Below are 12,122 nucleotides of genomic sequence, written 5' to 3'. Positions count from 1 at the left end.
AGAGGCGGTGAAGCGATGGGGTAGACTGGCCACTGAACTTCGGCGAGGGATGCTGCGCGTTACGGCGCAGGCGGCATCCGTGATCGACGCGGTGGGCAAGGCACCCATGGTTTCCCTCAGGAACCGGCTTTTCCTCACGCTGACATGCGTTCGAGTTGACTGGAGTCCGGTTTGCCGGCCTCCTCCCAGACCATCCGGAGCCACCTCCGGTTTCACGCGAAAGAGCCCCGGCTCACCCAAGGAGAACACCATGGCTGACGACAACAAAGTAGTCGCAGAAACACGTACCAAGTTCGGCAAGGGCGCAGCCCGCAAGCTCCGTGCTGCCGGCAAGATCCCCGCCGTCATGTTCGGTCGTGGCACCGAGCCGCAGCACCTCGCGCTGCCCGCGCACCAGATCGGCCTCATCATCCGCAAGTCGAACGCGGTTCTCGAGCTCGACATCGATGGCAAGCAGAGCCTCGCCCTCGTCAAGGACGTTCAGAAGGACCCCGTGCTCCGCATCATCGAGCACCTCGACCTCATCGTCGTCATCAAGGGTGAGAAGGTCACCGTGGACATCCCCGTTCACATCGAGGGCGAGCCCGCTCCTGGTTCCGTCGTGAACCGCGACGCGACCACGCTGTCGATCGAGGCAGAGGCCACGCACATCCCCGAGTACGTCGTCGTGTCGATCGAAGGCCTCGAAGTTGGCACCCAGATCCTCGCCAAGGACGTCGTGCTGCCCTCGGGCTCCAGCCTGCTCAGCGAGCCCGACCTGCTCGTCGTCGCCATCGCAGAGCCGGAAGAGACCGAAGAAGAGGCCGAAGCTTCTGCAGAAGCAGAAGCAGAAGCCGCGGCACCCGCAGCCGAGTAATTTCGGTCGTAAGCCTGTCGAGCCTGTCCGGTTCGCGATTTCTCGAAAATCGCGAACCGGCGGGCTCGTCGCCTTAACAGCAGCATCACCGAATCGCTGAAGGAACACGTATGTGGTGGAACAGGAAGAAGGAGCCGATCGTGGCGGAGAACACCTGGCTCGTCGTCGGCCTCGGTAACCCCGGCCCTGCTTACGCGCGCAACCGTCACAACGTCGGCCAGATGGTCGTCGATGAACTCGCCGGCCGCATCGGTGCAGGATTCCGCAAGCACAAGACTCCCGCCATGGTCGCCGAGGGTTTCACCGCTCCTGGGGGCCCGAAGCTCGTTCTGGCCAAGCTCAACAGTTATATGAACGTCTCAGGTGGGCCCGTCGCGGCGCTCCTGAAGTTCTACTCCCTTGACGCCTCCCGGCTCATCGTCGTCCACGACGAACTCGATATTCCGTTCGACACCCTCAAGCTCAAGCAGGGCGGTGGGCATGGCGGCCACAACGGACTGCGCGATATCGCTAAGGCCACAGGGACCCCGGACTTCGTCCGGGTCCGGGTGGGAATCGGGCGTCCTCCTGGGCGCCAGGACGCGGCCGACTTCGTGCTCAAGGACTTCGCCGGCGCTGAACGTGACGCGCTCCCCAACCTCTTGAGCGACGCAGCGGATGCCGTCACCCTCGTCGCGGAGAGCGGGCTCTCGGCCGCGCAGCTCAAGGTGCACTCTCCGTCCTGACGCTCGGCCGAATCGCTCCTGTTGCCCTGTCAGGTTCGCTGTCGGAGGGGCCGCGTAGACTGTCCCGGTGATCCTTTCGGGCTTAATCGATGCGCTTTCGCGCGCCTCCACGTTTGACAACGCCCTCGGCTACGCCACGCGGGACGCGGATTTCTCCGTCACCGACGGCCTCCGCGCGCCACTTCTCGCCGGATTGCTCGGCGCGCGGCGCGCATCAGAGAAGCCGGGTGCGCTCTTCATCGTCACACCGACAGGCCGTGATTCCGAGTCCCTGCGCGGGGCGCTCGAGAGCGTTCTCCCGGATGCGATGATCATCGACTTTCCGGCGTGGGAGACCCTCCCGCACGAGCGGTTGAGCCCGAGCGCCGAGATCGTGGGAAAGCGGCTGGCCGCACTCCGGGTGATGGCAGACTGGGACGGCTCGAAGCCGCTCGTCGTCGTCGCATCGGTGCGTGCGGCACTCCAGCCCGTCGCCGACAACCTCACCGACGTCGAACCCGTCCGCCTCATCGCCGGCGGACGCGGTCACGACCTTCAGAAACTGTCGACGGAACTGGTCGAACTGGCCTACGTTCGCGTCGACATGGTCTCCCGTCGCGGGGAGTTCGCCGTGCGCGGCGGAATTCTCGATGTCTTCCCACCGGTGGCGGAGCATCCGTATCGCGTGGAGTTCTTCGGCGACGAAGTCGAGCAGATCCGTGAGTTCTCGGTCGCCGACCAGCGCTCCATTCCGGATGCCGTCGCCGAGATCTCGCTTCCGCCCAGCCGCGAACTGCTGCTGAACGCCGCCGTGCGCCAGCGCGCGGCCGAGATGCAGCACGAGTTCCCCAGCATGGCCGGCATGCTCGAGAAGATTGCCAACGGCATCCCGGTCGAGGGCATGGAGTCGCTCGCGCCTGCACTTCTCGAGCGGCTCGTCCCGGTCAGCCACTACTTCCCGGCCGGTACCGCCGTCGCCGTGATGTCGCCCGAGCGCGTTGCCACTCGCGCCATCAGCCTCTCCGAAACCAACCGGGAGTTCCTCTCTGCAGCGTGGAGCGCGGCGACCGCGGGAGCCCAGGCCCCGATCGACCTCGCGAGCGGGGAGTTCATCAGCCTCGGTGACCTCCGCGACGCCACCCGCTTCACCGCCCCGGGGCAGCCCGCCTCCGACCACCCGTGGTGGACGTTCAGCACTTTCCAGCAGGGGCCGGACGATGTTCTTCCCGAGGAGCGGGAGATGGACGAGCTTCTCACCGTCCGGGTCGCCGCCGATCCCGTCCCGAGCTTCTCGGGCAATGTCGACGGTGCGATCGCGCACGTCGCCGAACGGCTTCGCGACGGCTGGGTCGTGGGCATCGCTGCCCGTGGCTCCGGCCTCGTCGAGCGAGCTCGCGATGTCCTCGCTGAGCACGAGGTTCCTGCGCGGCTCGTTGCCGAGTTCCCCGCGGACCCCGAGCCGGGCGTCGCCTACCTGGTGCAGGCCACCGCCGAGAGCGGCTTCGAACTGACGGAGGCGAAGCTCGCGCTGATCAGCGAGAACGAATTCTATGGGCGCACGATCGGCTACGACTCGCGCCAGGTGAAGAAGCTCGCGTCGCGACGCAAGAACGTCGTCGACCCGCTCCAGCTCAAGGCGGGGGACTACGTCGTTCACCAGACCCATGGGATCGGGCGGTTCGTCGAGCTCAGCCAGCGCGAGGTGTCCAGCGGTGGCCGCAACCCCACGAAAACCCGCCGCGAATACCTGACCCTGGAGTATGCGCCGTCCAAGCGCGGGTACCCCGGCGACAAGCTTCTCGTACCCACCGACCAGCTCGACCTGCTGAGCCGCTACGTCGGTGGTGAGGCTCCCGCCCTGTCGAAGATGGGCGGCAGCGACTGGTCGCAGGCAAAGAGCAAGGCACGCCGGGCCGTTCGAGACATCGCCGTCGAACTCGTGAAGCTGTATTCGGCGCGGATGGCGTCGAAGGGTTTCGCATTCAGCAAAGACACTCCGTGGCAGCGAGAACTCGAGGAAGCATTCCCGTTTGCCGAGACACCCGACCAGCTCACGACGATCGACGAGGTCAAGGCCGACATGGAACGGCCGATCCCGATGGACCGGCTGCTCTCGGGAGACGTCGGTTTCGGTAAGACCGAGGTCGCGATCCGTGCCGCGTTCAAAGCGGTCCAGGATGGCAAGCAGGTCGCCATGCTCGTACCGACGACACTGCTCGTCAAGCAGCACTTCGAGACGTTCTCCGAGCGGTTCGCCGGATTCCCCGTGCACCTGCGCGCCCTCAGCCGGTTCCAGACGGCGAAGGAAGCGAAGGAAACCCGCGACGGGCTCGAGCGGGGAACCATCGACGTCGTCATCGGCACGCACCGCCTGCTGAGCGAGGGGATGAAGTTCAAGGACCTCGGACTCGTCATCATCGACGAGGAGCAGCGGTTCGGCGTCGAGCACAAGGACGCCCTTAAGAAGCTCAAGACGAACGTCGACATCCTCGCCATGAGCGCGACGCCGATTCCCCGCACACTCGAGATGGCGGTCACCGGCATCCGGGAGATGTCGACCCTCGCGACCCCACCCGAGGAACGGCATCCGATCCTCAGTTTTGTCGGACCGTACAACGAGAAGCAGGTCGGTGCGGCTATCCGTCGGGAGCTCCTGCGCGAGGGCCAGATCTTCTTCGTTCACAACCGGGTGTCGAGCATCAACCGCATCGCGGCGCAGATCGCCGAAATCGTGCCGGAGGCGCGAATCGCCGTTGCCCACGGACAGCTGTCCGAGAACGTGCTCGAACGAGTCGTCGTCGATTTCTGGGAGCGCAAGTTCGACGTTCTCGTCTGCACGACGATCATCGAGACCGGACTCGACATCCAGAACGCCAACACGATCATCATCGACCGCGCTGACAAGTATGGGCTGAGCCAGCTTCACCAGCTCCGGGGGCGTGTCGGCCGTGGGCGGGAGCGGGCGTACGCCTACTTCCTCTACGACGAGAACAAGCCGCTGTCGGAGACAGCGCACGACCGGCTCTCGACGATTGCCGCCAACAATGAGCTCGGCAGCGGTATGCAGGTGGCGCTCAAGGACCTTGAGATCCGCGGCGCGGGAAACCTCCTCGGTGGCGAACAGGCCGGACACATCGCCGGCGTCGGATTCGACCTGTACCTGCGCATGATCGGTGAGGCCGTCTCCGACTTCCGTGGCGACGTCGCCGAGGGGCAGACCGAGCTGCGGCTCGAGTTGCCGGTTCACGCGCACATCCCCGAGGATTACGTTGACAGCGAGCGGCTGCGCCTCGAGGCCTACCAGAAGCTCTCTGCGGCATCCGGCCCGGCTGCCGCAGACGACCAGATCGGCCTCGTTCTCGATGAACTCACCGACCGGTACGGTGAACCGCCGGCCCAGGTGCAGAACCTCATCGCGATCTCGAAGCTACGGCAGCGCGCACAGCGTGTCGGCCTCAGCGAGCTCGTGGCCATGGGAAGCAACCTGCGGGCGGCCCCTGCGAACCTTCCGGACTCGCTGCAGGCGCGCCTGCGCCGTATGTATCCGGGCGGCAAGTACCTCGCCCAGGCGAGCGCGCTGATCGTTCCCATGCCCCAAAAGCACGGCGAGGCCCTGACCGACGCCGAGCTCATCGCGTGGGTCGGCCAGTTCCTCGACGCTCTGTTCCCGTTGCCGCCCAAGGAGGCACAGGCCGCGTCCTGAGGTTGTCGGTTCTCTCTCGTCCACGGCATGGAATAGTGTGGGAATCCGCAGCATCCAATGGAGGTATCCGTGGTTTTCACCGTCGCACACGCCCGAGTCCTGGTTACCGGAGGAGCGTCGGGAATGGGGCGGCTCTATGCCCAGCGAGCGGTTCAGGAGCAAGCGGAGTCCGTCACCCTCTGGGACATCGACCCCCTCACGCTGGATGCCACGGCGAGCGCCCTCTCCGGGCACGGCACGATCATCCACACTCGCGTCGTCGACGTCTCACGGCTCGAGGACGTGCGGGCGGCTGCGGCTCACGAACTCGACGAGGGGCGCGTCCCCGACGTGCTCATCAACAACGCGGGGATCGTGCGCAGCAACGACTATTTCTGGAACACCGACTCCGAGCGCGACACCGAACCAACGATGCGGATCAACGCAATCGCACCGATGCACATCACGCGCGAGTTCCTCCCGGCGATGATCACCGACGCTCCCCGCGAAAAGCGGATCCTCAACGTGGCATCTGCTGCCGGTACCCTCTCGAACCCGCGAATGAGCGTCTACGCGGCGTCGAAGTGGGCTCTCATCGGGTGGAGCGACTCTGTCCGCCTCGAGCTCGAACGCTCGGGCAACAGGCACGTCCGGGTCACCACCTTTTGCCCGTCCTACGTCGCCACCGGCATGTTCGAGGGCGTTCGCGGCCCGCTCATGACACCGATCCTGCTGCCGGACATCGCCGTGGCGCGGGCATGGCAGGCGATGCTCGCCGGAAAACCACAGCGCATGACACCGTGGACAGTCGGCCTCGCCCGTACCCTCAAGGGCGTGCTGCCCCAGCGCGCCTGGGACGTCGTCGCCGACCGGGTGTTCCATGTGTACTCGAGCATGGATGAGTTCACCGGGCGTGCCGAGGACCGGCCGACGCACCAGAAGGAACGCGAAGCGGAGAACCGGGCATGACTGACGTGATGACCCCATCGACCATCGCCCGCGTCGCTGTGGTGCGGGACACGTTCCGCTCCGGTCGCACGAAACCGCTTGCCTGGCGCATCCGGCAGTTGCGCTCGATCCGGCGGATGCTCCTCGATGAGGGCGAAGCGTTCGAACGCGCACTCGCCGAAGACCTTGCGAAGAATGCGACCGAAGCGCAAATGACCGAGATCGGTGTTGTTCTCGGCGAGGTCGACAACACGCTGAGGCACCTGCGCCGCTGGCTTCGCCCGAAACGCGTGTCCATTCCGCTCGCCGTCGCACCGGCCGCAGCACGCGTCATCCGTGAACCGCTCGGCGTCGTGCTCGTGATCGCGCCGTGGAACTATCCCGTCCAGCTGGCACTTGTGCCGCTCGTCGGTGCGCTCGCAGCGGGGAACGCCGTCGTTCTCAAGCCCAGCGAACTCGCGCCGGCGACCTCGGCTCTTCTCGCCCGCATCCTCCCGGAGTATCTCGACACGTCGGCCGTTGCCGTCGTCGAGGGGGGAATCGAGGAGACGACCGAACTCCTCGCTGAGCGGTTCGATCACATTTTCTTCACCGGCAATGCGACCGTCGGCAGGATCGTCGCCCGCGCAGCCGCGGAGCACCTCACCCCGATCACGCTCGAGCTCGGCGGCAAGTCGCCCGCGTATGTTCACGATGACGCCGACCCGGTTTCGACCGCCGACCGCCTGGTCTGGGGCAAGTTCCTCAACGCCGGCCAGACCTGCGTCGCCCCCGACTACGTTCTCGCGACACCCGAGACGGCGCGGAGGCTTCTTCCCCACCTGCGGGATGCCGTCACGCGGCTTTACGGGGACGACCCCGAGTCGAGCGCTGATTACGGCCGCATCGTCAACGACCGCCAGTTCACCCGTCTCTCCGGGCTTCTCGACACCACGACACCCGACATCGGCGGCGAGCGGGATGCCGCGACGAGGTACCTCGCCCCGACGATTCTCAACGGTGTCGATCTGGATGCTCCACTCATGCAGGAGGAAATCTTCGGTCCGATCCTGCCGATCGTTCACGTGTCCGGACCGGACGAAGCGATCGACCTCATCTCGGGTCGTGAGAAACCACTCGCCCTCTATCTCTTCACGGAGTCGAGAAAGCTCGTGCGGCGGTTCCTCCGTGACACCTCCTCCGGCGCCCTCGGCGTCGGCATCCCTGCCGCCCATCTGCTCGTGCCCGGCCTTCCGTTCGGGGGAGTGGGAGAGAGTGGGATGGGCCGCTACCACGGTGAGTTCTCGATTGACACGTTCAGCCACCGCAAGGCTGTGCTCTCGAAACCGACCCGGCCAGACACGCTCAAACTCATCTACCCTCCCTTCAGCGCACAGCGGGACCTTTTGGTGCGCCTGTTCATCGCCCGGACCGGCCGTCGCCGCTCATCGTGACCGTGCCCGAGCTTTCCAACATGGACGCGCTCGCCGCGTCGATGAGCGCTGTGCTCGACACCTGCGTGTGGAGCCAGACGATGACGCACGCCTCACTCGTCACTTACCTGATCGAGGAGAGTTACGAGCTCATCGACGCCGTCGAGGCTGAGGACCGTGACGTCATGCTCGAGGAACTCGGCGATGTGTTGCTGCAGGTCGTCTTCCATGCCGAGATCGCGCGCAGGACGCCGGCAGAGCAGTTCTCCCTCGATGACATCGCGCGGGCCGCGAACGAGAAAATGATCCGAAGGCATCCGCATGTCTTCGGCGACGAAACCGCTCACACCGTCGAGGATGTCTGGCGTGTGTGGAGCGCCGCAAAAGCAGCCGAGAAATCGACGCGGACAAGCGCGCTCGACGGCATCCCGCAGAGCATGCCCGCCCTCGCACTTGCCGAGAAGGTTCTCACACGAGCCGAGCGGGCGGGTCTGCCGGATCCGCGGTCGCGCGGCACCGAGGCCCCGCGGTTCGCGGACGAGAAAGAACTCGGCGAGGTGCTGCTCGACATCTCGGCAGCAGCCCGTGCCCAGGGGCTCGACGCGGAGCGTGCTCTTCGCACCGCTCTTCGCGACCTGCAGGATGGCATCCGGGAACAGGAGCGCGGGGGAGCGCCGGCCTGAACCGGGCGTCAGGGGAGGCCATGCCAGAATTGAGGCATGGCCTCTCCTGTAACTCCGCCCCGTGGCATGCGCGATTTTCTTCCCCGGGACAAGGCCAGGCGGGAACACGCCCTGGGTGTCATCCGCTCCGTGTACTCGTCGTTCGGATTCGATGAGATCGAGACCCCCGTTGTCGAGGACTTCGCGCGGTTGCACTCCGGTCTCGGTGGCGACAACGAGAAGCTCGCCTTCAACGTCCTCAAGCGGGGACTGGCCCCGGCCGATGCCGTCGCGGCGGCTGACAGGGGGAACCTCGACTCCCTCGCGGACCTCGGCCTCCGCTTCGACCTCACTGTTCCGCTTGCCCGGTTCTACGCCACGCACCGTGCCGAACTGCCGCCCGTGTTCCGCGCCATCCAGATCGCTCCGGTGTGGCGTGCCGAGCGACCGCAGAAGGGCCGCTACCGCCAGTTCGTTCAGTGCGACATCGACATCATCGGCGAGGCGGGGCCTCTGGCCGAGATCGAGCTGATCACCGCCACCTCTGCCGTGCTCTCCGAGCTCGGCCTCACCGGCTGCCGCGTCCGGATCAATGACCGGCGCCTGCTCGTCGGAATGCTCGAGGCCTTAGGGTTCGCTGAGACCGAGCACGCGAGCGTTCTCATCACCGTCGACAAGCTCGACAAGGTGGGAACCGCAGGTGTCCTCGCTGAGCTTCGGGAGCGGGGTGCAACGGCTGCCGCCGTGAACCGCCTCGAAGAGTTCTTTGCGCGACCGAAACCGGAGGAGCAGCCGTTCGGCGAGGCGCAGATTCGCTCACAGCTCCCGTCCGGTGTCAGCGACGACGTCATCGCTGAGCTCGCGTTGATCGGCACCGCCGCCGCCGAGTCGGGGAGCGGCACGGCCACCCCCGTCATCTTCGACCCGTTCCTCGTGCGCGGCATGGGCTACTACACCGGCCCGATCTTTGAGATCGAGCACCCTGACCTGGGCTACTCGCTCGGCGGCGGCGGCCGCTACGACGGCATGATCGGCCGGTTCCTCGGGCAGGACGTTCCCGCCACGGGCTTCTCGATCGGCTTCGAACGCATCGTCGACCTGCTGGAACTGCCTGAGGATGCCGCGAGCGACTCGATCACGCTCGTCTACGACCGCGACGTCACACCGGGCACACTCATCGCGCTGAAGTCCGCCCTCGTAGCGTCGGGCACGAGGGTTCGGCTGGAGAAGCGTACGAAGAACCTCAAGGTTTTGCTGGACCGCGTGACCGGTGAGGGATTCCGCTCGTTCGCTTTCGTGACGAGCGGGACGGCATCCGTCTCTGACCTGGAGGTCAAGCCGCTGGGCTGACCTCTTGCAGGCGTCAGGTGATCAGGGAAACAAGAAACGGACCACGGATGCCTGTCGGCATCCGTGGTCCGTTCCCTTTCAGCTGGGTCAGACGGAGTCTGAAGCCTCTCGGCGGGTGGTCATGACCATCCGGCGGATGAGGAGACCCGCTACCGCGAGGACCACGAGCAGGAGAATCACCCAGAGCATCGGAGAGCTGGTGAGCTCTGCGAGGCTGAATGCCGCTGCGCCGCTGTGGAGCTCGGTGGTTCCGTCGCTGATCTCCGTGTTACCGGCGGCGAGGGTCTCGGCTCCGTCGGAGAGGGTGGTGGTTCCCTCGCTGAGCGTTCCAGCGCCCTCGGCCAGCTCGGTGGTTCCCTCGGCGAGCGAGGTGGATCCAGCTGAGAGTGTCGCAAGCCCGGCGTTGAGCGTTGAGGAGCCCTCCGCCAGAGTCTCAGTTCCCGTGGAGAGCGTTGAGGCGCCAACCGCGAGTTTGCTGTTGCCCTCGGAGAGACTTTGCGACCCCGCGAGGAGTGTGCTGAGTCCGGCGTTGAGCGTAGTGGAACCGGCGAACAGCTTGTTCACACCGGTGGAGAGGTTCCCGGCTCCGGTGGAGAGCGTTGCTGCACCGTTGCGGAGGAGAACCGATCCGGGGAGGAGCTCGGTGCGGATGCCACTGTCCAGCTGCGCTGCGCCATCGGAGAGTGCCGGCAGGTTGGCTGCGAAGAGCAGTCCACCGGTGGGGAGCACATCCTTGATCGGCGCTGTGGTTCCGAGTCCCGCCGCTACCTGGCCCGCGCCTGCACTCAGGGTGGGAAGGTTGGCCGCGTACAGCAGTCCGCCGGATTCGAGCCCCGCGGTCGGTGCGGTTGTTCCGAGTCCCGCCGCGATTTGGCCTGAGCCAGCGGTCAGGGCAGGAAGGTTGGCGGCGTACAGCAGTCCGCCGGATTCGAGCCCCGCGGTCGGTGCGGTCGTTCCGAGACCTGCAGCGAGCTGACCGGCGCCGGTCGCGAGTGCCGGAACGTTCGACGCGTACAGCAGTCCACCGTTCGGCAGGGCGCCTTCGATGGGGGCGGTTGCTCCGAGGCCAGCGGCGAGGTTCTGTGCACCGGTGTTCACCGCGGCGAAGTTCGCCATTCCCTCGGCTGCCGGCGCGAGCTGGGCGAGGCCACCGGAGACCTGGCCGGAACCGGCCGCGACCTTGTCAGCGCCATCCGAGATCTGCTCGAGCGTGCCGATGAGGAGAGGGCTGGCGCCCTGCACCTTCAGGCTCGCGATGACCGCGTCGAGCGAGGTGGCGACAGTTGTCGCGCCCTCTGTAACGTTGCCTGCTCCGGTCGTGATGGTGGGGAGGTTCGCGTTGAGTGCGGCAGCGGCGGGAGCGAGCTGACCCGTACCGGCGGCGAGAGTGTTCGCGCCGTCGCTCAATGCGACGACTCCGGTGTGCACGCGGGCGGTGCCGCCCGCCAGTTGTGCGGCACCGGGAGAGAGCTTCGTCTGTACCGCGTCGGTGATCTTCGCCACACCGCCGGCGACCTGGCTGGCACCGGGGAACAGCTTTTCTTCAACGGCTGCCTTGATCTTGTCGACACCGCCGGACACCTGTGCGGCACCGGGGGCGAGCTTGCCCTCGACCGCTGCCTTGATCTTGTCGACACCATTCGACACCTGGGTCGCACCCGGTGCGACCTTGCCGTTGAGACCCGTGTAGAGCGAGGAGGCTCCAGCGGAGAGGTCCGACGACCCTGCGGCGACGCGACCCGCGCCCGCCGAAGCAGAAGCGGCACCGTTGGCGAGAGTTGTTCCGCCTGTTGCTGCCTTCTCAGCGCCCGCTGCGAGCTTCTGTGCTCCCGCTGCGGCGCTGGTCGCTCCGGTGGAGAGAGTGAGCGCACCATCCGCTGCGCTCCGTGCACCGGTCGCGAGCTTGTCGCTGCCTTCAGCCGCGCTCACGGCGCCTGTCTCCAGCTTCTCGGCGCCGGCGGCAGCACTTTCGGCTCCCTCGGCGAGCTTCGCAGCTCCTTCGTCAACGGCGGTGGCGCCGTCGCTGAGATCGCCCGATCCTGCGGCGGCCAGGGACGCGCCGTCATCGAGTCGCTGCGCACCATCGCTGATCTTCTGCGTAAAGAAGAAGAAGAAGGCGATCGCGGCGATCATAAGGATGCTCAGGAAGATCGTGGCGATCTTCCACGCGAGAACGGGGGACTGGCCGTGTTGGGAACTGCTGCTCACGAAATTCTCCTGAAGTATTCCGAAGGAACCGTGGCATGACAAAGAAACCGTGCAGTCGCCGGTGCGGGCGAAGGCGGAACGCGAAAAGTCTTCTTTGACGTGCGTTAGTTCGTGGTGCCGGCGAACCGGCAGGGTGTCGGGCGGTGCTCGCAGGAGCCGGCTTGTGGCCGTTGACCTGGCGGCGCTGTCGACTTTGACCAGTGCTGCCGGGACACTCCCTGTGCAGGGCGAACGTAGCAGCGTTAGCGATGGTGAACGAGGAATCCTCCGTTTTGTTGGGGATCCCCACAAGAGGAATCC

The 12,122-nt window shown here is 66.1% G+C and carries 8 protein-coding genes; 7 read left to right on the top strand and 1 reads right to left on the bottom strand.

The genetic code is table 11. From position 1 onward, the window contains the following. Positions 1-250: 250 nt before the first annotated feature. The 7 genes from ACWA1Q_RS10220 to hisS all read left to right on the top strand — a co-directional run bounded on the left by ACWA1Q_RS10220 (position 251) and on the right by hisS (position 9,614). On the top strand, positions 251-856 hold the full coding sequence (locus tag ACWA1Q_RS10220) for a 50S ribosomal protein L25/general stress protein Ctc (RefSeq protein WP_463757127.1): 606 nt from the start codon (positions 251-253) through the stop codon (positions 854-856). A 110-nt stretch (positions 857-966) separates the two neighbouring features. Then, the gene (gene pth / locus ACWA1Q_RS10215; RefSeq protein WP_463757125.1) at positions 967-1,581 is read left to right on the top strand and encodes an aminoacyl-tRNA hydrolase; all 615 of its coding nucleotides are present in this window, start codon (positions 967-969) and stop codon (positions 1,579-1,581) included. 67 nt (positions 1,582-1,648) lie between these two features. Then, positions 1,649-5,263, top strand: a complete 3,615-nt coding sequence (mfd, locus tag ACWA1Q_RS10210; protein ID WP_463757124.1) for a transcription-repair coupling factor — start codon at positions 1,649-1,651, stop codon at positions 5,261-5,263. Between the two features lie 69 nt (positions 5,264-5,332). Beyond that, positions 5,333-6,211, top strand: coding sequence for an SDR family NAD(P)-dependent oxidoreductase (locus ACWA1Q_RS10205; protein ID WP_463757122.1), 879 nt, complete (start codon positions 5,333-5,335; stop codon positions 6,209-6,211). Then, the gene (locus ACWA1Q_RS10200) at positions 6,208-7,623 is read left to right on the top strand and encodes an aldehyde dehydrogenase family protein (protein WP_463757121.1); all 1,416 of its coding nucleotides are present in this window, start codon (positions 6,208-6,210) and stop codon (positions 7,621-7,623) included. The genes ACWA1Q_RS10205 and ACWA1Q_RS10200 overlap by 4 nt, the downstream gene beginning before the upstream one ends. A 20-nt stretch (positions 7,624-7,643) precedes the next feature. Next, positions 7,644-8,285 (top strand): nucleoside triphosphate pyrophosphohydrolase, encoded by a 642-nt coding sequence (locus tag ACWA1Q_RS10195; RefSeq protein WP_463757119.1) that lies wholly within the window; start codon positions 7,644-7,646, stop codon positions 8,283-8,285. Between the two features lie 36 nt (positions 8,286-8,321). Continuing rightward, the gene (hisS, locus tag ACWA1Q_RS10190; RefSeq protein WP_463757118.1) at positions 8,322-9,614 is read left to right on the top strand and encodes a histidine--tRNA ligase; all 1,293 of its coding nucleotides are present in this window, start codon (positions 8,322-8,324) and stop codon (positions 9,612-9,614) included. Positions 9,615-9,701: 87 nt separating this feature from the next. Here hisS and ACWA1Q_RS10185 read toward each other — a convergent pair whose 3' ends face one another. Next, the gene (locus ACWA1Q_RS10185; protein ID WP_463757116.1) at positions 9,702-11,822 is read right to left on the bottom strand and encodes a hypothetical protein; all 2,121 of its coding nucleotides are present in this window, start codon (positions 11,820-11,822) and stop codon (positions 9,702-9,704) included. Positions 11,823-12,122 lie beyond the last annotated feature (300 nt).

The organism is Mycetocola sp. TRD_SC_2 (genome assembly GCF_055361225.1).
The sequence above is the reverse complement of the archived record's forward strand: the minus strand, read 5'-3'. Positions and strand labels throughout refer to the sequence as shown.

What these genes read in the sequence shown, in the direction of transcription:
- ACWA1Q_RS10220 (WP_463757127.1), top strand. Translation starts at nt 251, where the DNA reads ATGGCTGACGACAACAAAGTAGTCGCAGAAACACGTACCAAGTTCGGC.
- pth (WP_463757125.1), top strand. Translation starts at nt 967, where the DNA reads ATGTGGTGGAACAGGAAGAAGGAGCCGATCGTGGCGGAGAACACCTGG.
- ACWA1Q_RS10200 (WP_463757121.1), top strand. Translation starts at nt 6,208, where the DNA reads ATGACTGACGTGATGACCCCATCGACCATCGCCCGCGTCGCTGTGGTG.
- ACWA1Q_RS10195 (WP_463757119.1), top strand. Translation starts at nt 7,644, where the DNA reads ATGGACGCGCTCGCCGCGTCGATGAGCGCTGTGCTCGACACCTGCGTG.
- hisS (WP_463757118.1), top strand. Translation starts at nt 8,322, where the DNA reads ATGGCCTCTCCTGTAACTCCGCCCCGTGGCATGCGCGATTTTCTTCCC.